The organism is Cloacibacterium sp. Arc13, from assembly GCF_041431305.1.
Classification (GTDB): domain Bacteria; phylum Bacteroidota; class Bacteroidia; order Flavobacteriales; family Weeksellaceae; genus Cloacibacterium; species Cloacibacterium caeni_B.
Genome location: NZ_JASMRM010000004.1, coordinates 119,992 through 146,321, shown reverse-complemented (window position 1 = coordinate 146,321; position 26,330 = coordinate 119,992). Strand labels below are relative to the sequence as shown.

The 26,330-nt window shown below is 32.2% G+C and carries 25 protein-coding genes and 1 tRNA gene; 18 read left to right on the top strand and 8 right to left on the bottom strand.

Features of this window, described 5'->3' with window-relative positions; translation table 11 throughout:
• Positions 1-112: 112 nt before the first annotated feature.
• On the bottom strand, positions 113-808 hold the full coding sequence (locus QO190_RS05195; protein ID WP_371461703.1) for a DUF1003 domain-containing protein: 696 nt from the start codon (positions 806-808) through the stop codon (positions 113-115).
• Between the two features lie 32 nt (positions 809-840).
• Entirely contained in the window at positions 841-1,935 is a 1,095-nt protein-coding gene (locus QO190_RS05190) for a hypothetical protein (RefSeq protein WP_371461705.1), read from the bottom strand.
• Positions 1,936-1,983: 48 nt separating this feature from the next.
• On the opposite strand from QO190_RS05190, the gene dgt reads away from it, so the two are divergent.
• A complete protein-coding gene (gene dgt, locus QO190_RS05185; RefSeq protein WP_371461707.1) occupies positions 1,984-3,342 on the top strand; it encodes a dGTP triphosphohydrolase in 1,359 nt (452 codons plus the stop codon).
• A gap of 235 nt (positions 3,343-3,577) precedes the next feature.
• Positions 3,578-4,510 carry an SPFH domain-containing protein gene (locus tag QO190_RS05180; protein ID WP_104792629.1) on the top strand — a complete coding sequence of 311 codons (933 nt, stop codon included), beginning with the start codon at positions 3,578-3,580 and terminating at the stop codon, positions 4,508-4,510.
• A 94-nt stretch (positions 4,511-4,604) separates the two neighbouring features.
• On the opposite strand, the gene tnpA is transcribed toward QO190_RS05180, so the two are convergent.
• Together tnpA and QO190_RS05170 are read right to left on the bottom strand one after the other, a co-directional pair.
• Positions 4,605-5,057: an IS200/IS605 family transposase gene (gene tnpA / locus QO190_RS05175; protein ID WP_371461708.1), complete on the bottom strand. Its 453-nt coding sequence runs from the start codon at positions 5,055-5,057 to the stop codon at positions 4,605-4,607.
• Between the two features lie 56 nt (positions 5,058-5,113).
• Positions 5,114-6,787, bottom strand: a complete 1,674-nt coding sequence (locus tag QO190_RS05170; protein WP_371461710.1) for an APC family permease — start codon at positions 6,785-6,787, stop codon at positions 5,114-5,116.
• Positions 6,788-6,972: 185 nt separating this feature from the next.
• Between QO190_RS05170 and QO190_RS05165 the strand changes: the two genes are divergently transcribed.
• From QO190_RS05165 to QO190_RS05145, 5 genes are all read left to right on the top strand, one after another.
• Positions 6,973-9,927 (top strand): tetratricopeptide repeat protein, encoded by a 2,955-nt coding sequence (locus QO190_RS05165; protein ID WP_371461712.1) that lies wholly within the window; start codon positions 6,973-6,975, stop codon positions 9,925-9,927.
• Positions 9,928-10,156: 229 nt separating this feature from the next.
• Entirely contained in the window at positions 10,157-11,242 is a 1,086-nt protein-coding gene (locus QO190_RS05160; RefSeq protein WP_371461714.1) for a serine hydrolase domain-containing protein, read from the top strand.
• A gap of 10 nt (positions 11,243-11,252) precedes the next feature.
• The gene (locus QO190_RS05155; RefSeq protein ID WP_371461716.1) at positions 11,253-13,022 is read left to right on the top strand and encodes a TonB-dependent receptor; all 1,770 of its coding nucleotides are present in this window, start codon (positions 11,253-11,255) and stop codon (positions 13,020-13,022) included.
• 57 nt (positions 13,023-13,079) lie between these two features.
• Positions 13,080-13,151: transfer RNA gene (locus tag QO190_RS05150), tRNA-Arg, on the top strand.
• A gap of 431 nt (positions 13,152-13,582) precedes the next feature.
• Positions 13,583-13,819, top strand: a complete 237-nt coding sequence (locus tag QO190_RS05145) for a YdcH family protein (protein ID WP_069798662.1) — start codon at positions 13,583-13,585, stop codon at positions 13,817-13,819.
• Between the two features lie 177 nt (positions 13,820-13,996).
• Here QO190_RS05145 and QO190_RS05140 read toward each other — a convergent pair whose 3' ends face one another.
• Positions 13,997-16,120, bottom strand: a complete 2,124-nt coding sequence (locus tag QO190_RS05140; protein ID WP_371461832.1) for a Tex family protein — start codon at positions 16,118-16,120, stop codon at positions 13,997-13,999.
• A 434-nt stretch (positions 16,121-16,554) separates the two neighbouring features.
• Here QO190_RS05140 and QO190_RS05135 point away from each other — a divergent pair, with 434 nt between their 5' ends.
• The 11 genes from QO190_RS05135 to QO190_RS05085 all read left to right on the top strand — a co-directional run bounded on the left by QO190_RS05135 (position 16,555) and on the right by QO190_RS05085 (position 23,158).
• Positions 16,555-16,902 carry a hypothetical protein gene (locus QO190_RS05135; protein WP_104794563.1) on the top strand — a complete coding sequence of 116 codons (348 nt, stop codon included), beginning with the start codon at positions 16,555-16,557 and terminating at the stop codon, positions 16,900-16,902.
• Between the two features lie 143 nt (positions 16,903-17,045).
• The gene (locus tag QO190_RS05130) at positions 17,046-17,648 is read left to right on the top strand and encodes an EndoU domain-containing protein (RefSeq protein WP_104794564.1); all 603 of its coding nucleotides are present in this window, start codon (positions 17,046-17,048) and stop codon (positions 17,646-17,648) included.
• A 3-nt stretch (positions 17,649-17,651) separates the two neighbouring features.
• Complete coding sequence (locus QO190_RS05125) at positions 17,652-18,020, top strand: hypothetical protein (RefSeq protein ID WP_371461719.1); 369 nt, start codon at positions 17,652-17,654, stop codon at positions 18,018-18,020.
• Positions 18,021-18,210: 190 nt separating this feature from the next.
• Positions 18,211-18,432, top strand: a complete 222-nt coding sequence (locus QO190_RS05120; RefSeq protein WP_371461721.1) for a hypothetical protein — start codon at positions 18,211-18,213, stop codon at positions 18,430-18,432.
• A 147-nt stretch (positions 18,433-18,579) separates the two neighbouring features.
• The gene (locus tag QO190_RS05115) at positions 18,580-19,239 is read left to right on the top strand and encodes a hypothetical protein (RefSeq protein WP_371461722.1); all 660 of its coding nucleotides are present in this window, start codon (positions 18,580-18,582) and stop codon (positions 19,237-19,239) included.
• Between the two features lie 11 nt (positions 19,240-19,250).
• Positions 19,251-20,321, top strand: coding sequence for a hypothetical protein (locus tag QO190_RS05110; protein WP_371461723.1), 1,071 nt, complete (start codon positions 19,251-19,253; stop codon positions 20,319-20,321).
• A 309-nt stretch (positions 20,322-20,630) separates the two neighbouring features.
• Positions 20,631-21,725, top strand: a complete 1,095-nt coding sequence (locus QO190_RS05105) for a 6-phosphofructokinase (protein ID WP_104792636.1) — start codon at positions 20,631-20,633, stop codon at positions 21,723-21,725.
• Positions 21,726-21,795: 70 nt separating this feature from the next.
• Positions 21,796-22,176: an acyl-CoA thioesterase gene (locus tag QO190_RS05100; RefSeq protein WP_371461724.1), complete on the top strand. Its 381-nt coding sequence runs from the start codon at positions 21,796-21,798 to the stop codon at positions 22,174-22,176.
• A 68-nt stretch (positions 22,177-22,244) separates the two neighbouring features.
• Positions 22,245-22,502, top strand: coding sequence for a hypothetical protein (locus QO190_RS05095; RefSeq protein ID WP_371461725.1), 258 nt, complete (start codon positions 22,245-22,247; stop codon positions 22,500-22,502).
• Complete coding sequence (locus tag QO190_RS05090; protein ID WP_371461726.1) at positions 22,484-22,669, top strand: hypothetical protein; 186 nt, start codon at positions 22,484-22,486, stop codon at positions 22,667-22,669. The genes QO190_RS05095 and QO190_RS05090 overlap by 19 nt, the downstream gene beginning before the upstream one ends.
• 6 nt (positions 22,670-22,675) lie before the next feature.
• Complete coding sequence (locus QO190_RS05085) at positions 22,676-23,158, top strand: L,D-transpeptidase (RefSeq protein ID WP_371461833.1); 483 nt, start codon at positions 22,676-22,678, stop codon at positions 23,156-23,158.
• 61 nt (positions 23,159-23,219) lie between these two features.
• Here the strand turns inward: QO190_RS05085 and QO190_RS05080 are convergent, their stop codons facing one another.
• Genes QO190_RS05080 through glpK form a run of 3 tightly spaced genes read right to left on the bottom strand, consistent with a single transcriptional unit; the run spans position 23,220 to position 26,299 of the window.
• On the bottom strand, positions 23,220-24,005 hold the full coding sequence (locus QO190_RS05080; RefSeq protein ID WP_371461727.1) for a hypothetical protein: 786 nt from the start codon (positions 24,003-24,005) through the stop codon (positions 23,220-23,222).
• Positions 24,006-24,037: 32 nt separating this feature from the next.
• Positions 24,038-24,769 (bottom strand): MIP/aquaporin family protein, encoded by a 732-nt coding sequence (locus tag QO190_RS05075; RefSeq protein WP_371461728.1) that lies wholly within the window; start codon positions 24,767-24,769, stop codon positions 24,038-24,040.
• A gap of 33 nt (positions 24,770-24,802) precedes the next feature.
• Positions 24,803-26,299: a glycerol kinase GlpK gene (gene glpK / locus QO190_RS05070; protein ID WP_371461730.1), complete on the bottom strand. Its 1,497-nt coding sequence runs from the start codon at positions 26,297-26,299 to the stop codon at positions 24,803-24,805.
• Positions 26,300-26,330 lie beyond the last annotated feature (31 nt).

Here is a 26,330-nt window from a genome sequence, read left to right as displayed (position 1 = left end):
TTTTTTATAGTGGTTCAGAAACAAATATACACTAAATTTTTTAATTTTTTTAACAGAATTCTTCCTCATTGAAGTAAAACTTTAGCTTAAAAACAATTTCAGAAATTTTATTTTACTCTTTCTTTACATTGTGTAAGATGTTTTCTAATAAGTCTATTTGAGTTTTCTGAATTTCGAGTAAATCTTGTTGATAATGAATAATTAAATGGTCTATTTTTTCGTGTAATTCTCTGATTTCTAGTTCACTTTTTAGATTGATTTTGTAGTCTTTTTTGGCGCGTTCTCTATCTTTCTCTTCTTGTCGGTTTTGGCTCATCATAATCACAGGAGCCTGAATTGCCGCAATACAAGACAAAATTAAGTTCAATAAAATGAATGGATAAGGGTCAAAACCATGATTAGAAAGCCAAAAAACATTCAGTAAAATCCAAGCAACTAAAAAAGTCATGAAAAAGATGATGAAACCCCAACTTCCACCGAATTCTGCTACTTTATCTGCCAATTTTTGACCAAAAGTAATTTCTTTTTCATCTTCTTCCACTTCTGTAGAAATCATGGTGTTTTTAGAAACAGATTGAATGACTTGTTTTTCTACTTCGGTTAGGTTTCCTAATTTTTTATTGAGAAATTCAGAAATATATTTTTCTCGGTATTCGTTCATTTCTTCAATGCTCAAAAAACAATTTTTTGAAAAATTAGGATGCGTTTTATTGATAAAATGAAGCAGGGATTGTCTGATATTTTTAGCGGAAACCCTTTCGTTTTCGGGAAATTCTTTCCCAGATAAATCACTTCTGAAAGTACTCATATTGATTAAATTTTATGAAGTTTTTACTGTGCTTAAACACCAAAATAGAGATTAGTTTTTTTAGAAATTTTCCATTTTCCATTGATAAATTCTGCACTAATGTTTCCTGAACCTTTTTGATCAGCATAATCTATATCATAAGTATTAGGATAGAATTTATTTTCAGAAATTTTGCTGTATTTTACATTGAAAAAATGGTCTAAAACATCTTCCTTAATAGGAATTTGTTCTTCGGTGTTATAAAAAAGGAATTTTCTGTTTTTGGGATTGATTTGATTGAAATAATCACAATCGGTCAAAACTTCTGTGAAACTGTAATGCGTTTTTGGTGAAGTTTCATCTACGATGGCTTCGTACATCGCAGAGAATTTAGAAGAAACAGATGCGTATCTAGGATTTGCATCTTCGAAATCATTGAGTCCATCATCATCGCTATCGTTTTGGGTTGGATTTAAACCAATGAATTGTTCAAACAAGTCATTATAACCATCTTGGTCGCTGTCTTTTTTAATTTCAGCAAGTGGAATAGAAAATTCTACATCATCTTTTATCACTTCATATTTTGGCAAAATTGGAAAAGACGAAAGTCGGGTAACTTTCACGATGCTTCCGCTTAAATGAATTGCATTCTCATTTAAAAATGTGAAATTAGGTGCATTAAAATCATAATTCACAAAAGCATTTTGGGGAAGCCCAAGAAAATAAGGTTTCGCTTTTTGATTTCCAGATTTTTCAATGAGCCAAAGTCCATATTTATTTTTGGCGAGAGCAAACTGATTTTGTTTAGAAAGATATTGAAATTCAGGTAAATCGCTGATGAAATCTTTAAAAATAGTCTGATATTCAGGAGAATCAATGAATTGTTTTTCTTTTTCTGTTTCTTTATTGAAAAAATCTAAATTTCCTTCAAAATTACTTTTGTTTTCAACGGTTTTATATTGAATATGTTTCGGGAAATTCTGTAAAATATCTTCTTTTGTAGGCTTCGTGTATTGCTTTTTGGGATTTTCTTTACCCACTTTTACAATCTGAAAACAATTTTCTTCAATAGATTTCTGATTAAAAGTTTCTGGTTTTTTATCGCAAGAAATAATCGCTGCCAAGAATAAAAAATTTAAAAATTTCATAGCTAAATTTTTAGATATTAAATTTAAGACTTATTTTTGAATTAGATTATGATTCTAAACACAATTTTTACCAATCAGAGAACCGGAAATCACGTTCAGAATATTGTTTCACGTACAGATTTCCAGAGAGATTTTGACCGAATTATCTTTTCTTCGGCATTCAGAAGATTACAAAATAAAACTCAGGTTTTCCCGCTTCCAGGAAGTGTTTTCGTGCACAATCGTCTCACGCATTCGCTAGAAGTTTCTTCTGTGGGAAGAAGTTTGGGGAGTCTTGCTGGCGAATTTATCGTTCAAAATTTTGAAAACGAACTCACCGAAGATTCTAAAAATTTCTATCTCTATAATCTCAATAATGTGATTGCAGCGGCTTGTCTTTGTCATGATATCGGTAATCCTGCATTCGGACATTCTGGTGAAGATGCAATTGCTAGTTTTTTTGAAAAAAATGAATCAGAATTAAAGCCAAAATTCATAGAAAAAGAATGGGCAGATTTGGTAAATTTCGAAGGAAATGCCAATGCTATCAGAATTCTTACGCACAAACAAACGGGTAAAGATGAAGGCGGAACTCAGCTTACTTATACTACTTTGGCAAGTATCGCCAAATATCCTTGCGAAGCGATTGCTAAGAAAAAAGGTCACGTTAATCGCAAGAAATTTGGGTTTTTTCAAAGTGAAAAACAGACTTTTCTGAATATTGCGAATGCTACCAAAATGATGGTGGAAAGCGAAGAACCTACGATTTTTAAACGTCATCCTTTTGTTTGGCTAGTAGAAGCTGCAGATGATATTTGTTATAACATTATCGACATGGAAGATGCGCACAGATTAGGAATTATTTCTACTGCTGACTGCGAAAACCTTTTCATGGATTTGATAAAATCTGTCAATGAAAAAGATGCCAAAAGAAGTGCAGAAAAATTGCTTTTATTTTCGAATAAAAACGAAAGAATTTCTTATTTGAGAGCCAAAGTGATTAATGCACTTATCAATAAATCTACTGAATTGTATCAACTACATTTCTCTGAAATTTTAAACGGAACGTTGAATAAAGCTTTGCTAGATATTTTTAAATCTGAGAGTGAATCTTTTCAAGAAGTGGAGCGTTTTTCTATTGAAAAAATATATGGTCACAGAAGTGTGGTCGAAATAGAAAACGCTGGTTATAACGTAATGTATGAGCTTTTGAATCATTTTATTCCGCCGATTATTAAAGAAAAATCAGAGCGAAAAGGTTTTGAGAAAAAAGCATTACAATTGATTCCTTCACAATTTATCTATGAAGATGGAACGGTTTATGAGAAAGTTCTCGGAGTCCTGGATTTCGTTTCTGGAATGACGGACAATTTTGCAACTGATTTGTATCGAAAAATCAAAGGAATTGATATTGGAATGACGATGTAATTTTCATGTAAAGTTGATGAATCGTTGAGTCGTAAATTTGATTATTGAAAATAAGGAAGATTACAGCAAATAAAGAGTATTGAATTCTCAAAGTTTTACAAATTAGCAACTTCACGATTTCACGACTTTACAACTTCACAACTTCACGACTTTACAATTTCACGAGTTTAGAAATATTTCGTAACTTTAAAGAACATTTCAAGACTTATTAAAAAATTTTTAAAAACAATAAACTATGGAAGTATTAGGCGTTTTAGTCTTTTTGGGACTCGTTATTTTATTCGCTTCTTTTTTCACTGTAAAACAAGAAACAGCGGCAATTGTAGAGCGTTTTGGTAAATTTCAATCGGTAAGACAATCTGGTCTTCATCTTAAAATTCCTTTTGTAGATCAAATTGCAAAAAGAATGAATCTTAGAATTCAGCAGTTAGACGTGATGATTGATACCAAAACTTTGGATAATGTTTTCCTTAAAATGAAAGTTTCTGTGCAGTATCAAGTGATTAGAAATCAAGTTGGTGATGCGTATTATCGTTTAGAAAATCCTCAAGATCAAATTACATCTTATGTTTTTGACGTAGTAAGAGCCGAAGTTCCTAAATTGAAATTAGACGATGTTTTCGTGAAAAAAGATGATATCGCAATTGCAGTAAAAGGTGAGTTGCAAGAAGCGATGCAATCTTATGGTTATGACATTATTAAAGCATTGGTGACAGATATTGACCCAGATGAACAAGTGAAACACGCCATGAACAGAATTAATGCTGCTGAACGTGAAAAAACAGCTGCAGAATATGAATCTGAAGCGCAAAGAATCAGAATTGTAGCCGTAGCGAAAGCGGAAGCTGAATCTAAAAAATTACAAGGTCAAGGTATTGCAGACCAACGTAGAGAAATTGCAAAAGGTTTGGAAGAATCAGTAAGAATGCTGAATAATGTGAATATCGGTTCTCAAGAAGCATCTGCGTTAATCGTAGTGACACAGCATTATGATACGCTACATTCTGTAGGTGCAAACAATAGAAGTAACTTGGTTCTATTGCCTAATTCTCCTACTGCTGCAAGCAATATGCTTAATGATATGATGGTAGCCATGACTGCGGCTAATAAATTAGAACAAGCAGATCAAGGTAAAATGCCACCTCCACCAAAACAACATAATCATTAATTATAAAAATATCCCGAGAAATTTCTCGGGATATTTTGTTTTGCAGAGCCACGAAGTGGCGATGAGAAGTAAGATAGGATTTTAATCCTATATTTTAATCAAATAGATATTTCTCATCATAATCTACTTTATTCTTTCTTAAAATTTCTAAAATTTCATTTTCAAAATTTTTCTGTTGATGATGCTTTTTCTGAAATTTAATATAATCAATAAGCTTTTCTGTATGGGTTTCGCTCACTGAAAATGCACCATAACCATCTTGCCAATAAAAATTACTAAATTCTTCTCCTTGCGTTTTTATCCATTTTGAAGAACGGGCTTTTACATGTTCAACTAAATTGAATAATGCAATTTTTCTAGATAAAAGGCATAAAATATGAATGTGATCATTATGTCCACCAATTGCTACTGGATTGCATTCTAATTCTCTGCAAATTCCACCAATGTACGCATATAATTTATGCTCTATTGATGGGCTTATCAATGGTTTTCTATTTTTTGTACTAAATACAATATGAATATAATTTTTTGCTAATGATTGTGCCATATTTCATAGGATTAAAATCCTATTGTATTTCTTGTCGCCACTTCGTGGCTCAAAAATTACATATTCTCAGGATTCAACTTACTATTTTTCTTTCCGTAGAAGAAATAAATTCCTAATCCTATGATAAACCATAATCCGAACCAGAACCAGTTATTGTGTGTCATTCCTGTTAATAAATACAGACAAGAAGTTAATCCTAATAATGGTATTAGAGAAAGGTTTTTGAGATAAGACAATACTACTAAAGCTAAATTAATAATCAAGAAAATGATGATAGAAAGCCTAAATTCACCTTCATGCTCATCTGTAATGTTCCATAAATTATGGAAAAACTCTGGCTGCCAAAAATAGAAGCCTACTAATCCACCGATAAATAATACAGGGAAAATATATTTAGCATTGATGTAAGGCAAATGAAATCTGCCTTTTAATTTTTCTTTTTGTGGCATCAATAAAATTCCTCCATTCACCAATACAAATGCGAAAATAGTCCCAATACTGGTAAAATCTAAAATAAAGGTTTTATCCGTGAATAAAATCGGTAAGCCAACGGCAACTCCCGTGATAATGGTAGCAAAACTTGGTGTTTTATATTTCGGGTGAATTTCTGCAAATTTTTTCGGCATTAATCCGTCTCTACTCATGCTCATCCAAATTCTTGGCTGTCCCATTTGGAAAACCAATAAAACTGTAGTAATCGCTACAATAGCAGTAACAGAAACCACAAATTCCATCCAAGGAATATTTGCATTTTGAGGAGCGAAAATAAAAGATAATGGATCGCCGATTCCTTCAAATTTTCTGTAATCTACAATTCCTGTTAATACTAATGTCAAAACAATATAAATTGCGGTACTCAAAACCAAAGAAATAATCATTCCTTTGGGTAAAGTTTTTTCAGGATTTTTAGTTTCTTCAGAAAGTACACTCAATGCGTCAAAACCAATGTAAGCAAAGAAAACACCAGCTACAGCGCTCATGACTCCTGTGAAACCATTGGGCATAAAAGATTTTACACCTTCATTGTTGGTAGGAACCCAATTTTCTGAATTGAGATAAAAAACACCTACAGCAATAATTAAAAATATTACGGCTAACTTTAAGATAACCAATAAGTTATTGAAATTTCTACTTTCTTTAATCCCGATATAAACCAACCAAGTGATTAAAGCATTGATAATCAGAGCAGGAATATCTACGATAAATTTAATTCCAGCAATGATGGGAGCAGATTTCCATGCGTTTACCAATTCTTGATTTTGAGAACCTGCCATAAATGCTTTTTTGGCTTCTGTATAACTGGTCGTCAAATAATCTGGAATTCCAAAGCCTAATCTTTCTACAAAAGAAGTAAAATAATCACTCCAAGAAAAAGCGACATAAATATTTCCAAAGGAATATTCCATAATGAGCGCCCAACCAATAATCCAAGCGATTAACTCGCCGAAACTGGCATAAGCATAAGTATATGCACTTCCTGCAGTAGGAATTCTACTGGCGAATTCTGCATAAGACATCGCAGTAAAAGCACATGCAACAGCACAAATAATATAGAGGGAAATTACACCAGGTCCGCCTCGGAAAATAGCCTCGCCTAAACTACTGAAACTCCCAGCTCCAATGATGGCAGCTAAACCAAAAAATACAATGTCCCAAGTACCGAGAGCTCTAATCAATTCAGATTTATGCTCTTTTCCAGTGTAATGTTTTCTTCTGAAAAGTTGATTCATTCTTGATTTTTAAAATTACAAAGTAACAAATGTAATTAAAAATCTGAAAAATGTAGATTTATTTGTCTTTTTTATCTCTCTTTTTAGATAAAAAATTTGATTCTTAATCCTTAAAAAACTTGCTTCTACAATAAGTTTTCTGTATTTTCGTTCTAATTATTACAATTCTAATTCATCAAAAAATAATGAATCAAAGAAATAAAATTTTATTGATATCGGCCATTACATTATCTGGTCTTTCGATGGCTCAACAATCACAATTTTTCGCAGACAAAGAACAATATCGTTTCAACCTTGCCGAAAATCTTTACCAAAATAAAATCTACGCTGCTTCACAATACGAATTTTCTAGACAGTATTTTTTTAACCAAAATTTAGAAAATTCTAAGAAAGAAACTGCCCGTTTTTTTAGCAATGTTATCGGAGTAATTTTAGCTCAGAATCATGCAGAAGACGGTCTAGATGCTTTTATTAAAGATTATCCTAAATCTGCACTTTTTGCTCAGGCGAATTTGCCTTTAGCGGATTATTATTTGGCAAAAAAGGATTTTCCTAAGGCTCTCGAAACGCTTCAAAAAGTCAATCAATATCAATTAGATAAACAGGAAAATACACAGTATATTTTGAAATTGGGTTATGCCAAATTCATGACTGGTGATTCTAATGGTGCGATTGATGCATTGGAAGAAGCGTATAAAAATGCCGAAGAAAAAGGTGATATTGCGTATATGCTCGGACATTTATACTATGCGAACCAACAAAACGAAAAGGCTTTTCAGTTTTTTGATGAAATCAAAAATAATGAAAAGTACGCCAAGTTGGTAAAACCGTATTATGTACAGTTGTATTTTAACGAAAAGGACTACGAGAAAGCCATTGTAGAAGGAAATGATTTGCTCCAAGAAGATATTTCTTCAGCTTATAAAGCAGAAGTTCACAAAATTATCGGCGAAAGTTATTTCATGCAAAAACAATATGCAGAAGCGTATCCTCATTTAAAAGCGTATTTGCAAACCCAACAAAACCCTTCGGAAAGTGATTTGTATGAAATGGGATTTGTAGCGGCAAATCTTCAAAAATTTGACGAGGCAATTTCATATTACAATCAGTTGGTGAATTCTAATTCTGCGTTTTCACAAAATGCGTATTATCAGCTAGGAAATGCATATTTAGAAGTAGGGAAGAAGCAAGAAGCTTTGTCGGCGTTTCGTTCGGCAAAAGATATGACTTACGATAAAAACGTATCGAAATTGGCACACGAACAATACGCCAAATTGAGTTACGACATCGGAAATCCATTCGAAAGTCCACAACTGGCCATTAAATCTTACCTAGAAAAATATGGTTATTCTAAAGAATTAGAGCAACTTTTGGTGAAGTCTTATTTGTATTCTGGTGATTACAAAGGCACGATAAAAGCCATTGAAGAACTCTCTGGAATAGATACTCAAACCGAAAAAATCTATCAAGAAGTTTTGTTTTTGTATGGAACTGAACTCTTCAATAAAGGCGAACTAGACGCTGCAGAACAGAATTTCAAGAAAAGTTTAAAATATAACTTCAATAAAACATTCAATTTAAGAGCACAATATTGGTTAGCGCAAACTTATTATCAAAAAGGAGATTACGCCACTGCAATTTATGGTTTTGAAAAACTCGACAGAAATGTAGAAGAATTTCCAGAAAAGCAACAGTTGAGCTATGATTTGGGTTATTCTTATTTCAAATCGAAGAATTTTGAAAAAGCTAAAGAATATTTCAAAGAATATCTTAAAAATCCCAAACCAGAGTTTAAATCTGATGCAGAATTGCGTTTAGCAGATACTTATTACGCAGGAAATGAACTGAATGAAGCGATTGCAATTTACAATAAAACGGAAGGAGCCAATGATTACACGCAGTTCCAAAAAGCAATGGCAATTGGTTTTAAAGGTGATACAGAAGCTAAAATTGTAGAATTGAAAAAATTGATTTCCAATTATAAAAATTCTGAATATCAAGATGATGCGTATTACGAATTGGGAACTTCTTATGCTTCGATTGATCAGTTTCAAAATTCTAGTGATGCGTTTTCTCAAGTGATAAAAATTGGAGCTGATAAAGATTTGGTTGCAAATGCAGAAATTTACAGAGCACAGAATTTCGAAGACTTAAATCAACCGGAAAAAGCTTTAGCAGAACTGAAAGCTCTCGGAAATAAATATAAAAATACAGCTTATGCAGAAAAAATAGTAGCGGCAGCTAAACCAATTTATTTGAAAAACGGAGACGCTTCTGGTTACGAATATTTTGCAAAAAACATGGGCGTAAATATTGCTCAAACGGATTTAGACGAAATCAACCTTTCTTTAGCACAATCGCAATTTGCGAAGAAAGAATACGCAAAAGCCATCCCGAATTACGAGAAGTTTTTAACCCAAAATCCAACGGGCGAAAAATTCTATCAAGCACAATATGAATTGGGCGAAAGTTATTATCAAACCAAGAATTTTACGAAAGCCAAATTGGTTTTAGGGGAAATTGCCAGTGCCCAAAATGATTACCAGGAAGATGCTCAAGTAAGAATTGCTCAAATTTTATTGAGTGAAAACAATAGTTCTGAAGCGAAAATTTATTTGGAAAATCTCGCCAACTCATCGAATGTGACGATTAAAAATTTCGCGAGTATAGAATTGATGAAGATTTATGCAGAAGAAAAGAATTTCTCTCAAGCAGAAAAATTTGCGAATGAAGTCTTGAAATATTCCAAAAATTCAGCAGCAGTTTTAGAACAAGCGAAAGTGATAAAAGCAAGAAGTTTGATGAATCAAGGCAAAGATAAAGACGCACAAACTGCTTATGCAGCGTTAGAAAAATCTGCAAATACAGAAGTGGCAGCAGAAGCACTTTACGCAAAAGCGTTTTATCAAAACAAAGGAAAAGCTTTCAAATCTTCTAACGAAACGATTTTTAAACTCGCGAATAATTATGCTTCAGAAGAATTTTGGGGCGCAAAAGCTTTGGTGTTGATGGCGAGGAATTATTTGGCGCTGAAAGACAATTATCAGGCGAGTTATACTTGTGATCAAATCATAGAAAACTATCAGGATTTCCCAGAAATCGTTTCAGAAGCTAGGGAAGTAAAAAGTCAGATTAGATAATTGGGTAGTTGTTGGATGATGGATGATGGATGATGGATGATGGATGATGGATGATGGATGATGGATGATGGATGATGTATGATGTATGAAGGATGATTGATGATGAAATTTGTTGAAATTTTGCTCCGTAGGAGCAAAAGGTTTGTAGAAATCATATTGTAATATTAAAAAAGCTCCGTAGGAGCGAAACTCTCGTAACACGTAAAACGAACCTCGTAACTCAAAAAAAATGAACAAAAAATTTATATACATTATTTTTTTATTTTTTATAGTAATTAAAAGTTTTGGACAAAAAACAGAGAAGTTTATTGATTCTATAAGAGTTTTGCATAAAATTCCAGAAATTAGTTATGCCGTAATTAATCAAAATCAAATTTTAGAGATTGCATCATTAGGAAAACATTCTGTCAATTTACCAGATTCTGCAACATTGAATGATAGATTTCATTTAGGTTCTAATACCAAAGCAATGACTGCTTTTTTGATTGCTAAATATGTAGAGAAAGGATATCTCAGATGGAATACAAAATTTTTTGATTTGTTCCCAAATTGGAAAAAATGGAGCAGAAAAGAGTATTATAATATTACTCTAGAAGAATTGCTTTCTCATCGAGCAAAAATTCAACCTTTTCAAGGTTTTGAGGATCCTAAAATTCCTAATTTTAAAGGAAATTCTCAACAAAAAAGACAAAAATTTGGGCAATTTGTTTTAACGCTAGAACCTGTAAAAATGAGTGATAAGGAAACTTTTGTATATTCTAATGCTGGTTATACATTAGCAAGTTTGATGGTGGAAAAAGTAACTGGCAAATCTTGGGAAAAATTAGTTGATCAAACATTTAATAAAGATTTAAAGTTGAATGTAGGAATTCATCTTCCTGATAATCTGAATTATAAAGAAACTTGGGGGCATTCTGATGAAAACGGAACGCTAATTCCTATTTCTTCTAAAGGACTTAATTATTTAGAATTTACAGAACCCGCAGGAGATATTAATATGAAATTGACAGATTATATAAAATTTATACAACTTAATTTGAATGGACTTTTAGGAAAAGATAATTATTTAAAAGCTTCTACATATCAATATTTACACCATCATTTCGAAGGTTATTCTTTGGGTTGGTATAACATTACAGAAAAAAATAAGGTTTGGTCCAATCATTCAGGAACGGCATCAACTTATTATACCAATGTGCATATTAATAAAACAGACAGTATCTGTTACATTGTTTTTACCAATTCATTTAATGAAAATACTACAAATGGAGTGAGGTTGATAATGAGAAAGTTAAAAGAAAATTATGGAAAATAAATTGAATATAATGAACAAAAACATAAAAATATTATCTCTCGTTTTAGTAGGAATTTCTCAGTTTTCTTTGGCTCAAATCAAAGAAGAAAGATTGATTCTCGATAGAAAACGTGAACCTGAAGTGAAGAAAATCGAAAAGAAAAAAACTTCTGTAGAGTCAGAGAAAAATTATCCGCCAAAAGAAAAAGAACAGGAACCTGTGGAATATAAAATCACGAATGTTCCCATGGTTTCAGATTTTAAAACGTCTACGATTGAAGGAGAAGATATTTCCCCGAAATTCAATACAGACAACCAGAGAAACTATTTTCAGGCAGGGTATGGCAATTATTCTAAATTTCTGGCAGACGGAAATATTTCTCATCAGTTAGACAAAAATACAGAAGTGGGAATAGACGTTCACGGAATCACTACGAACGGTTTAGAAAAAGAATACGACTGGAGTTCTAAGCAAAGTGATTTTAATGTGGCGGCGTTCATTACCTCGAATACAGAAAAGGGAAAAGCCAATATCACCGCAGATTTTGGGAATCATAACTACAATTATTATGGAATTTACGCCTTGAAACCAGTTGCTGATATAGATTTGAATCAAAGTTACAATGAATTGAAAATCAATGGGTATTATGATTTTTTCAAAAACAATTGGATAAATGACATCCGATTTAAATCGTCTATGTTGGCAGACCATTTCGATGCGAAAGAAACTTCTGGTGAAGCTCAAATCAACTTTTCGAAATATGATTTGCCCCTTTTTTCGGCGCAAGACATGAAAATTAATGCAGATTTGGGCGTAAAATTATCGACACAAACATCAACTTTTGAATTGCTGAACAAAAATGAATCACAATATTTGCTTTTTGCCATGACTCCGAAAGTATCTTTCTACAAAGGAAATTCTTATTTGGCAATTGGTTCAGACTTTTCTTTCGTCAACGGAAAAAATGCAGATAAAAACACACCAGAAGCGAAAACCAACAATTTCAGATGGTTTCCTTTTGCAGAAGTGTTGTATGAAGCTACAGAACAATATAAATTCTATGCAGGAATAGATGGTGGCGTAAAAATGAATTCTTATTCGAGTTTATTGCAAGAAAATCCGTTTTTGGTATCAGATGTTGTTCTGAAACCTACAGAAACCAAATATCACTTCTATCTAGGTTTAAAAGGAGATGTAGAACAAACCTTTAAATACGATGTGAATGCGGGGTTCAGCGAACTTAGAAATGCGCAATTTTTCAAAGCGAATGATTTATTTGACTATGTGAATACGCTTAATCGTTCTGCTTATAATTTTGCGAATACTTTTTCAGCGATTTATGATGACGGAACCTTGAGCGAAGTGAAAGGAAGTGTACAATATTTCCCGTTGCAGAATTTGGTGTTAGATGCAGAACTTCACTTTATGCAATTTAAGTTAGACCATCTCAATGAGGTGTATTATAAACCAGTGGTTCAAACCACAATTGGTGCGAAATATTCTTTATTGGATAGAAAGTTAAATCTAGGTTTCAAAGGGATTTTTGTATCAGAAAGAGCCACCAATTCTTATGATATAACGGTGAATACTGCTGTGCCAAGTCAATTGACTTCTACGGAAAAAACCAAAGAATCTTTACCTTCTTACTTAGACGTAAACCTCAATGCTGATTATAAAATCAATAAAAATTTCACCGTTTTTGTAATGGGGAATAATCTATTGAACAAAAAATACGAGCATTATTTAGGTTACAAAGTTCTTGGAGCACAAGTTTTGGGCGGTTTGAGAATTGCTTTTTAAAGGGAAACCATTATTTTTGCAATCTAAAATCTAAAATCTAAAATTATAAATAAAACAGGCCGCATAGTTTAATGGATAGAACTACGGATTTCGGCTCCGTCAGTGAGGGTTCGAATCCTTCTGTGGTCACTTTTTTATGCTTTGTGCATTGAATTTAAAATAAAGAAAATCAGTCATCTATATTTTAAAAACGCAAAGATTTATTTTAAAAAATTCTTTTTTAGTGAGCAAAGATGTCCCAATGAATTGGGATGATGAAGCGAACGCTTCAAAAGTGAATTGATTCACTTACTTTGCTTTCTTAATCTTTAACATACAGAATTACTGTACTTTGCGTTTTAGAAATATTTCTAATAGAGAACTGATTTTTGATATTTATTTAATCAATAGAAACGGACTTTAGTCCGTTTTTTTATTTTTGGTAAGATAGTTGGCTTTAGCCAAAACCTGAAAATGAACTTTTTAGCAATTTAAACTGACAATTTTCATATGGAGAGTTGTCTTTTTTTTGTGTAACTTTAATGTATTAAAAAAATGTTCAACCATTTAATCTTAACAATATGGAAAATCATACATTAACCCACGAATTCCCAGAATATGTTCAAAAAATCGCAGAACTGAAAGCTTCAGATGAAAAATTCTTAAAAATGTATGTGAACTACGAAGAAGTGAATGCGCTGATTTCTCACTACGAAGAAGGCGAACAAAATCACACCACAGACGAACATCTTACAGATTTAAGAAAGAAAAGAGTTCATCTGAAAGACGATATCTATAATTATTTACATCAGAATTAATTTCTGAAACTTTTACCGAAAAATACAAGTAAAGCGACTCAAAAGGTCGCTTTTTTATTAGTATAAAAATCCAGGCTTGAACTTTTGTTACTTTTAGTTCAAGCCAAAAGTAAATTTGAAAAAGAAATAACTATAATTAGTTGTTAATTTGGCTCTTTTTACTTTTTAATTGGCTCTTTACAAAATCATCGTCAACTGTATCCTCTTTCTTGCTTCATCTATTTCCAGCACTTTTACCTGAACATGCTGATGCAATTTTACCACTTCATTTACATCAGATACAAAACCGTCTTTCAGTTGAGAAATGTGCACTAATCCACTTTCTTTAATCCCAACATCTACAAAACAACCAAAAGCGGTGATATTGTTCACAATTCCTGGTAAAATCATGCCTACATGCAAGTCTTTGATGGTTTTTACATTTCGGTCAAATTCAAAAACTTTGGCAGATTTTCTAGGATCTAATCCGGGTTTTAGGAGTTCTTTCAGAATATCTTTAATTCCTAAAATTCCGATGTCTTCGGTAATGTATTTTTCTGGTTTGATTTGGTCTATTTTTTCTTTATTGGCAATCAATTCTTCGGTTTTTAAACCCAAATCTTTCGCCATTTGTTCTACAATTTTATAAGCTTCAGGATGAACTGCCGAATTATCCAACGGATTTTTAGCATTTTTAATCCTTACGAAAGCTGCCGCTTGTTGATAAGCTTTTTCGCCTAACCTTGGTACTTTTTTCAGATCTTTTCTGGAAGTGAAAGCACCATTTTCTGCTCTGTAATTCACAATGTTTTCTGCCATTTTCTCGCCAATTCCAGAAACGTAGGAGAGGAGAGATTTACTTGCAGTATTCAGGTTAATTCCAACAGAATTTACGCATCTAATTACGGTGTGGTCTAGTTCTTCCTTGAGTTTAGTCTGGTCTACATCGTGTTGATATTGTCCTACTCCAATGGATTTTGGGTCTATTTTTACGAGTTCAGCCAAAGGATCAGAAAGTCTTCTGCCAATAGAAACCGCACCACGAACCGTTACATCATAATTCGGGAATTCTTCTCTGGCAATTTTACTAGCAGAATACACGGAAGCTCCCGCTTCAGAAACCACAAAAACCTGTAATTCTCTGTCAAAACCAATTTTTTTGATGAACTGTTCCGTTTCTCTACTTGCGGTTCCGTTTCCGATGGAAATGGCTTCTATGTTGCAAGAATTGACCAAAGATTTTATCTTTTTCATCGCCATTCCCGTTTCGTTTTGTGGAGCATGCGGAAAAATAGTTTCGTTATGTAAAATATCTCCTTTTTCATCCAGACAAACCACTTTACAGCCTGTTCTGTAACCTGGGTCAATCGCTAGAATTCTTTTTTCACCGAGTGGAGCAGCCAGTAATAATTGTTGAAGATTTTCTGCAAAAACCTCAATCGCTTTTTGGTCTGCTTTTTCTTTGGCTTCCTGCAAAGTTTCATTAGAAATAGCAGGTTCCAAAAGTCTTTTATAAGCATCTGCAATCGCCAATTCTATTTGTTTGGCGCAATCGTTTTGGCTTTTAATCACAGCGTTTTCCATGATTTCTAAAGCTTCTTCTTTTTCTACTGAAACCGAAACCTTTACAAAACCTTCGTTTTCGGCTCTCAACATGGCGAGAAGTCGGTGAGAAGGTGTTCTGTTCAAAGGTTCTTGCCAATCAAAATATTGGGAGAATTTCTGTGCGTCTTCTTCGTCTTTTTTGGTTTTTACCACTTTGGTTGCAATCACCGCTTTTCTTTGGAAGAGTCTTCTCAGGTTTTTTCTGATGTAGAGATTTTCATTGAGCCATTCTGCAATAATATCTCTTGCACCTTGCAACGCTTCGTCTTCATCGGCAACATCTTTGTTCAAATATTTGGAAGCGAGATATACTACATCATCCGATTTTTGAGACATAATCATTTTTGCCAAAGGTTCTAAACCTTTTTCTCTTGCCGAATCAGCTTTGGTTTTCTTGCGTTTTTTATAAGGAAGATAAAGGTCTTCCAGTTCTTGTAAATCAAAACTTTGGGTGATTTTCTGTTGAAGTTCTGGTGTTAAAGCATTCTGCTCTTCTATAGATTTTAAAATGCTTTCTTTGCGCTTTACAATTTCATCAAAGTTTTTATTGAGTTTAAAAATTTGTTCGATGACTACTTCATCCAGATTGCCCGTTTTGTCTTTTCGGTAACGGGCGATGAACGGAATAGTGCAGTCTTCAGCAAGCAACTGAAGCGTGTTTTCTATGCTTTTGCTAGGAATGGATAAACGTTCCTGAATGTATTTTTCTACGGTCATTCTCTCAATTTTCAGTGTGCTAAAATACGAGGGATTTATGGAATAATCAATTTTTGGGTGTCCTGTTTTGTCCACTTTTGACCAGTTTTGTCTGTGCTGCTTTTGGTTTTCTTCGAGACTTCTTCGATAGAGGTGTTGGTGTTGTTCGGAAAAAGGGGTAGTTTTCCGAAGGTGACCCGAACAAGACTCGAAGAAGAGTAAGAGAATTTTTTAGGAGAATTAACCTTTTGCCATAAAAATCATTGACACTTAACTTTTGGTGGTTGTTTTTTTATTAATTTTACTCAAAACTAATAAGGTCTAAGAAGTACCAACTGATTTTTAACGAATAGTATAGTTTTTGCTTGGATTGTAAATCTAAGTCAGCTAGCACAAAGTCGGGAGACTTTGCGCAGCGGGTAATATCTGTTTATCCAATGATTAAATTTTAAAATATGAGCAATTTATTAAATCAAAACAATTTAGAATTCTTTAAAAGAAAAGATATTAAAGGAGATTTTATACCTGCCACTAAAGGTGGTGCTATGTCAGATTTTTTAGAACATTACGATATCAATAATTATTTAGATGACATAGAAAAAATTAATATGTATATAATGGGTGAAAAAGACATTAATGGAGATAACTCAATTAATGCAGAAATTTATACAGCATATATGGATCATACTTATGCATATATATATTACGATTTGGATCAACTACCTAATAATTGTATTCAGAGAATTGCATTGTCTGACTTTAAAGAGATACTTACAATGTGGGTTAATTTTTGTAAATTTTAATTATATGACGATGGTGTTATAATGGGATAAACGACGTTATTGAAGAATATAACCAGTTTAAGCAATTTTTACTACAAAATAATTATAATAAAGTATATGCAAAAGTAGAGGCTTTTACTAAGGAAGAAGATAAATTTGCTTTTATGTTTGATTTTCAGAAATATCCATCATCATTAAATGAATTAAATTTAGAAGATGATTTGATTGATGTTTGGAAAAATATCAACAATAGCGTAAAACCTTATAGAAAAATAGTAAAAGTATTGAGGGCAAGAAAATTTTTATCATCTGCTATTAATCACAAATTTAATATCCATATTTTTGAGGGAGAGGTTAAATTTTTTAGTACCAATATGACAACTGGAGGATTTCATCATATTTTTGGAGAAGGGGTTACACAAAATTCTTATGGTAAAATTGTAAATGTTCTGTCTACCGATTACAGAGGATATGCAAAAACGCACGCTGAAATATTCCACAATTCAAGTTTTTACAAGAAGGGAAACTATAGAAATAATGTATTTCAGGGATATATCAACAATGATATGTTTCGACAGGATTGGACGAAAGAAGAATTATTGGATAACATTGCTTTAGCTTATACTACAAAATATTTTGTTTCAGGTAACAAATATATTGGACAAATGAGTGATTCTAAGCTAATAACAATTTGTGTAAAAGATGGGAATAACAATATGAATGTTGATTTTATTAATGAAATAATAACGGCTTGGCCAAATAACTAGAATATGAGTACTTTATCAAAATACAAAATACAATTTGGTATTAAGAAAATTTTTAATACTGATTATAAATTTATGAGTTCTACAAATACATTTTTAGATAATTTTATTACTGATTTTTATGACGTTAGTGGCTCCACTCAATTAATAGATGGAATCAATGAAGTAATAAATAAACCACTTGATGGTGATATGTTTTTTCCATCACAAGGTTTACAGTTGGCTATAATTGCTCCTCAAATTACAAAAATTTATAATGAACAGGATAAGTTTTATAAAAATGAAAATTCTTCGCCAGATTTCCAATTGCCAACGCCAGATTTTAAGGTAATTGTAGAAGCTTGGCGAGATTATTTAGCAAGTAGAGGAAAGTAAAAATTATATTTTTACAAGAGTAATCGTTCTTTTGAATTGACGATAATATGTTAATTCAGATAGCCTTTTGTGGTAGAAATGCTTACTCGCTACGCAAAGTTTGCAACTTTGAGCAATGATAAAATATAAAAAAATAATAACCAAGAAAACTCAAAACAAAACATAACAAAAACTACCCAAATCAAGATATATGTCAACAACCACATTACAAAAAAGGTATTATCCTGCCTTATCTTCTGTAGTAACAGCAGAAGATTTACCAGATATTTTAGGTTTTATAAAAGACGGGGTGCAAAATCTTTTGTCTCAAGTTTACTATAAAGATTTTCAGCATAGTAAAGGAGCAAAGGGAGATTCTGCATTCTACGGATTATCTATAGTTTCACCAGACGCGCAAAGTATACAACTTTGAGCAATGATAGACTTTGCGTGGCGGGTAAAGTACATTATTAAATTCATGGAATTTTTCGTGTTTTTTCAAATATTTTTGTATGTTTGTTTACAAGGATTGTGATGTTTTTTCAAAGTCTAACTTTAGCTATAATCTTTCCAAAAATCTATGTATAAAAAACTCATTATAATTACTTTGACATTTATTTTTATAATTATAAGTTATAAAATATATAAATTTTTCCAACAAAAAGAAGATGAAATAAAAATACTCAATACAATTATTAGAGACGAAATTAGAGAAAGTGAAGAAGCTTTATTCCGAAATGATTATAAAGAATTAGGATTAAAAAAAGATTTAAGAGATTGCTCAGAACAAGAACTTGACAGTTTATATACTGAAGCAGAAAAATATCTATTAAAGAAAGAGTATCAAGTATCTATATTTGATTCACTCTATGGTGTAGATACCAGTAGTAAATATTATCATGAAGTTGGTATAAGAAATGGCATGATACCTGAAAACATTTACAAAAAAACGAAAAAGATTGATTTTGAAAAGCTTGACATTAGAAAAAGTTTAAAATTAAAACCTTACAATTCTGATAATATTTATGATAAAAATTTTTGGGGAATATTTATGTTTTCAAGAATCATGTTTGACTATTCAGGAAAAGAAGTATTAATTGAAGTAAGATCTACAACAAAAGAAAATAATGATAATGATAAACTAATTCATTTGAAAAAAAATGAAAATAATGAATGGACTATTGTAGGTCGAGACATTTTATTACCAGAAAATTCTAATTACTATGAAAAATATCCTTAAATTCTTTCTAATTGTTTTTTTTTTTAAATTATTCTTGTTCTGATAGTGAAAATTATAATCAAGAACAAAAAAATATAATAGAAAGCATTGAAGTAGGCAAATTTTACAGAAACTTTGAAAATCAATTTGATAATGGTAAATATAACAATCAAATTGATTCAGATATTTTTATTTCAAAACAATTTACAGAACAAGAAATTCTCCAATTGTGTAATAATAAAAACCCAAGAATCAGGGTTGTTTTTTTTGGTGCTTTATGTCAAAAAAACTTAAATAAAGCTTTTGATTTATTTATTAAGAATATTGATGACAGAGAGATGTTCACTTGGGAAGAAATATTTATGAAAAAAGATTATGATACAGATAATGGGCCTGTAATACAAAAATGGTATTATAAAATGAATGATTTAATTAATGAAGCACAACAGGTGAAATTTGGAAATATTCTAGTTAAAAACTACAATAATAAAAAATATGCAATTTTTTATGAAAATTATTTAAATTATATTGCTTACCCTCCTAAAACAATGCTATCTCAAAATCTATATAAGCATTTCAAAGATAGATTATCCAAAAACGATATTCCACTTTATAAGGGAAATAATTCGGAAAAAATATATTTAGTAATGGGTTTGTCTAATTTTAAAAATGAAAATGATGTATTGTATATAAAAAGAATTTTAGAAAATTTATTAGTAAGTGATAATTATTATATGATAGATACTATAATTAGTAACTTTCCGCATTCAAGTTTTTTTCCAATTTTCACTGAATATTATGAAAAAAATAAAGAACATTGTGTAGAAAATACACGACAAACTATTGAGGTTTTAAATCAATATCCAAACGCAAAATCAAAGCAATTAATTGAAGATATCTTAAAAAATTATGACTTTCATACGGAACACTTTTATGGTAATAAATTCCCTAATATGACAAAAGAAAAATATGTTAAAACAATTGTATATTCAGAATTAACCCATCCATATTTTTCCGATATAAGGAATAAAATAAAAATACAAATAGATTCTAAAATATTAGAAAATTTAAAAACAAGTGTCGATTACAAACGGACTTATTAAAAAACTTCAGCTAATTGTTACTAGAGTTTAGCTTCGCTCAGTTCGGTTATCGCCTCTTGTTGTTGGTCCCCCAGCTGCGCAAAGTTTACAACTTTCAGCAATGATAAAAAGCAATAAATGAATTTTGGAAACAACACAATAAACCAAATACATTATACCCTTTAATTTTAAAATAATACTGTCAAAAATCATTAGAATATCTTCATAAAAACAAATTATAAACAAAAATATAATGGTAAATTTGAAAAATATTTAAAAACAATGATTTCAACAGAAGTGTTGATGAAATAGATAAGAAATTATATTAAAATGAAAAGAGTATTAGTAGCAACAGGAGGTGGAGATTGCCCAGGATTAAATGCGGTAATGAGAGGTGTAGTAAAAAGAGCATCTCAAGAAAAAGATTGGGAAGTGGTAGGAAGCATCAATGCGTATGACGGAATTTTAAAAGAACCCACAGAAATTATGGTTTTAGATGATAAAACCGTAGCAGGAATTCATAAAGATGGTGGAACAATTATAGGAACAACCAACAAAGGTGGGCCTTTTGCTTGGCCTTACAAAAATAAAGATGGAGTTTGGGAAGCGGTAGACAGATCAGATGAAATGATTCGCAAACTGCAATATTTAGGTGTAGATGCCGTAATTAGTATTGGTGGTGATGGTTCGCAAAGAATTTCTCAACAATTATACGAAAAAGGACTCAATATTATTGGCGTTCCAAAAACCATTGATAACGATTTGTCTGCTACCGATTTTACCTTTGGTTTCCAGACTGCTGTACAAATTGCAACAGAAGCGGTAGATAGATTGGTCACTACTGCGGCAAGTCACAACAGAGTTTTGGTACTGGAAGTGATGGGAAGATATGCAGGTTGGATTGCTCTTCACGCTGCCATTGCTGGTGGTGCAGAAGTTTGTCTGATTCCAGAAATTCCTTATGACATCGAAAAAGTGGTAAAAAAACTCAATAGCAGATTCAATAAAGGAAAAGGAAATGCCATTGTAGTAATAGCAGAAGGTGCAATACCAAAAGGTGGAAGTCTGCTTTCTGAAGTAAGTGATGAGGTAGGATATGAAAATGTAAGATTAGGAGGGGTGGCTCATAAATTGGTTCACGATTTGAAATCTATAGGTTTTGAGGCAGATATGCGTGAAACAGTTTTAGGACACTTACAGAGAGGAGGAACGCCAACTGCTTATGATAGAATTTTGGCAACGCAATTTGGGGTAAAAGCATTCGAAATGGTGCTCAACGAAGAATACGGAAAAATGGTAGCTTATCGCCATCCAAATATTATTGCGGTACCATTCAAAGAAGCGATAGACCGTCCAAATTTTGTAGACCCTAATTGCGATATGGTAAAAACCGCAAAAGGTGTAGGAATAAGCTTTGGTGATTAATTAAGATTTTATTTTATTTCCGTTTCTTTTTTATCATTTCTAAAATTAATAATTTTATAAAAATTTTAAAATGAAACTGGTTCACATCAAAGAAATTGTAGTAAGTGACGAGCATTTAGACCAAAATAATCATGTGAATAATGTTCAGTATGTGCATTGGGTAGAAGAAATGGCAAAAGAACATTGGGATATTTTAAAAAATAGTACGCCTTATTCAGATGATTTTTGGGTGCTTTCTGACCATCATATCCAGTATAAGAAGCAGGTTTTTAAAGGTGAAATACTTACACTGAAAACATATCCTGAAAAACCAAAAGGAATAAGACAGCCTAGAAAAGTAGAGTTTTACAGAGGTGAAGAATTGGTAGTAGATTCTAGAACGTTTTGGGTCTTAATTGATAAAGGTACACAAAAGATAAAAAGAATTGAAAATGATTGGTTAGAGTTTTAAATTTTTTAGGAAATTTTCATTTTGGCTTCATTTTTTCATATCATTGTAGTAGATTCAAAAGCCAATAGATGTATTTTATTATATTATCATTCTTTTTTTTCGTTTTATTTTTATTAATTCAGTGTGATGAAAAATCTACTGATAATGTAAATGCTGTGCCAGAAAAATCTTCAGATTCTTTGAAAATTCTCGAAGAAAAGAAAAAAGAAGAAATTTCAATTTCTTATCATCCCGAAATCATCAATCATCAAGATTCTGCGCTTTCGGTTTTTCAAAAAAATATTCTGAAGAAGAAATTCACAATATCTTGGCCATTAATAGACTAGATGTAAAAAACAGATGGCGCGCAGATACATTGGTAGTTCCAGATAAAATGGAAAAGGATTTTAATGCGTACAGTCCATTTCCTAGAAATATTTCTTTAGCAAAAGACATTCATAAACTTGCACTTTTTAGTTATCCAATTCACGCTTATGCGCTATATGAAAATTGAAATCTTATAAAATGGGGACCAACGAGTATGGGGAAGAAATCTTCGCCAACTAAAACTGGACTTGGATTTACCAATTGGAAGAAAAAAATAGCAATTAGTACTTCAAATTCAGAATGGAAATTAAGATGGAATTTCAATGTTTTTAATTTTCATGGGATTGGTTGGCATCAATACGATTTGCCGGGTTATCACGCGTCTCATTCTTGTATGAGATTGTTAGAAGAAGATGCACTTTGGATGTATTCTTGGGGAGAACAATGGATTTTAGATGAAAAAGGAACCAAAATTTTAGCCAAAGGAACTCCTGTAATTATTTTTGGAGAACCTGATTTTAAATCAAAACCTTGGAAAGAATTATTGAAATCTTCAAAAGCAAATGATTATTCTGAAGCTCAGATTAATAATGAAATAAAACCTTTTTTAGAAGAAATTATGAAGCAACAAGATATTAGAAAAGAATATTTGCAGAGCAAAAGAGATTCTTTGTAAAAAAATCTTCCTGATTTAATAGGAATCAGGAAGAATGAATAATGGGTATGTTGAAATATCTCTAAAATAGAGTAGTAGCTATTTGAATTCTTGCAAATTTGCTTGTAGGATTCCACATAGTAGTCATAGAAACAGGTAGTTTTTTATTAAATATCGTGATGTTTTTGCTAGCGGTAACTCCTACGTTTACTACTTGGAAATTGTTTTCTCCGTTTCCGTATAGAGAGTAGTTTCCTTCTTTTCCGTTGAAGACAAATGCGCTTCCAACGAAACCATTTAAATTAACAGTTGAATTCTTAATGAATGGATAAGAAAGTTCTACATAAGTAGAATATTTATTTTTATCATAGTCTCCATTGTCATTGTAAAGAGCATCTGCACTACCATACAATAAAACGTCTGCTTCAATTTTTAATGGAAATTTTTCGGGGAGTTGATAAGATGTTCTAAGGTCTATAATGTGTTTGGTTCTGCTTTTAGCGTATCCATAAATATCGTTTGCGCCTAGATATGCTTCTCTTCTAGAGTTGTATAAATCCCAAACGCCGATAGATAAATTATTCTTTTCATATTTTAAGAAATAGTTAATCTCTTTATAATGGGTTCCATCTGCTTCGTTAGAGATAGAAGTCCCGCCCCATACACCAAGTTTCAAAGATTTTTCTTTGTTAAGAGATAAACTTGCCATTGCAGAAACCATTGGTTTGTCTGAGATGATTAAGCCTCTCCATAGGTGATTGGTTTGTATGCCAGCCGTAAATTCTAATGGGCTTTGTTTTAAACTATCTGTCTGAGCGTAAGATATAAATGGAAGTACAAGTAATCCAATTTTTATAAATTTTTTCATTCTTTTTTTGATTTAATAAAGTTGAATAAAAATTATTGTAATGCAAGGTAAAGTAGTGCTGCTAATACTGCGCCTGTTAATGGTGCAATAACAGGAATCCATGCATATCTCCAATCGCTGCTGCCTTTTACAGGAAGAATAGAATGCATAACTCTAGGGCCTAAATCTCTTGCAGGGTTTATTGCATATCCAGTAGTCCCACCTAATGCTAAACCAATTACCCAAACGATAATAGAAACTGGTAATGCTCCTATAGTACCTAATCCTATTTTTGCGTCTCCTGTTACTTCTGTTGAAAAAGATGGACCTGCAATATAAAATACGGTAAATACTAAAACAAAAGTTCCTATAAGTTCTGAAATAAAATTAGAAAAAGTATTTCTGATGGCAGGGCCTGTACTGAAGCAAGCTAGTTTTCCTCCTTCATCTTCTGTAATTTTGAAATGGTCTTTGTAGAAAAGCCATACCAAAAATGCGCCTATCATTGCTCCAATCATTTCACCTGCTAAATAAGTAGGAACGCTTTCCCAAGGAAATAAACCTGCTGTTGCTAAGCCTATAGTAACTGCTGGATTAAGGTGTGCTCCGCTAATTGGGCCAGCGATGGTAACGCCTGCAAAAACTGCAAATGCCCAAGCTGTGGTAATTACAATCCAACCAGAATTGTTTCCTTTTGTATCTTTAAGTACTACGTTTGCTACAACGCCGTTTCCTAAAAGAATAAGAATTGCTGTGCCGATGATTTCGGCTATAAATGGTGTCATAAATATAGGGTATTAAATTAGTTATTTTATTGATTATTCTTCAATCCAATTTCTTGTTCTTTCCACTGCTTTATGCCAATAGTGCAATTCCTTTTCTACTTGTTCTTTATCTCTTTTTGGATAGAATTCTTTATCTACAATCCATTGATTTTGAATTTCTTCTAAGTTTTTCCAGAAACCTACTGCTAAACCAGCAAGATAAGCTGCTCCCAATGCTGTAGTTTCTAATGTTTGAGGTCTAATAATTTTAAATCCGAATAAATCTGATTGAATTTGCATTAAAAGATTACTTGCAGAAGCGCCACCATCAACTCTTAATTCTACACTTTCTTCTTTTGCATCTGCTTCCATAGCTTTCACTACATCATATACTTGGAAAGCAATACCTTCTAATGTTGCTCTTGCGATGTGTGCATCTGTAGTTCCTCTGGTGATACCGAAAATTGCACCTCTGGCATATTGATCCCAATATGGAGCTCCAAGTCCTGTAAGAGCTGGTACAAAATATACGCCTCCGTTATCTTTTACGGTATCTGCTAAAGAGTTAACTCCTGGAGCTGTTTTTACTACTCTTGCTCCGTCTCTTAACCATTGAACTGCTGCTCCTCCTACAAAAACACTTCCTTCTAATGCGTAAGTAGTTTCTCCGTTAATTTTCCATGCTACAGTTGTAAGTAGATTATTTTCTGAGTAAACTGCTTTGTTTCCTGTGTTCATTAATAAGAAACAACCTGTTCCGTAAGTGTTTTTTACCATTCCTGGTTTTGTGCACATTTGTCCAAATAATGCTGCTTGTTGGTCTCCTGCGATACCAGAAATCGGAATTTTTGTTGAAAATAGAGTTGTAGAGGTTTCTCCGTAGATTTCGCTACTTTGTTTTACTTCTGGTAAAATAGCTCTTGGGATGTCTAAAAGTTGTAACAATTCTTCATCCCATTCCATTTTATGAATATTGAAAAGCATGGTTCTACTTGCGTTAGAAACGTCTGTAATAAACATTTTTCCTCTGGTAAGTTTCCAGACAAGCCAAGTATCTATTGTTCCGAAGCAAAGTTTTCCTTCTTCAGCTAATTCTCTAGCTCCTTCTACGTTGTCTAAAATCCATTTCAGTTTTGTGCCAGAAAAATAAGCATCTAAAATTAAACCTGTTTTTTCTTTAATTAATTGAGCTTTACCTTCGCTTTTTAATTGGTCACAATATTTTGCAGTACGTCTGTCTTGCCAAACGATTGCGTTATATATAGGTTCGCTGGTTTCTCTGTTCCAAACTACGGTAGTTTCTCTTTGGTTGGTGATTCCAATAGCGGCAATTTCTTTTCCAGAAACACCAGTTTTGGCGATTACTTCTGCGGCAACAGAGATTTGAGAAGACCAAATTTCGTTAGGGTCGTGTTCTACCCAGCCTGGTTGAGGGAAAATTTGTTCGAATGGTTTTTGAGATACTTCTATAATTTGACCGCTGTGGTCGAAAACGATAGCTCTAGAAGATGTGGTTCCTTGGTCTAAGGCTAGGATTAATTTGTCTTGCATGATGTTTATTTATTTAGTAGTGTTACAATAT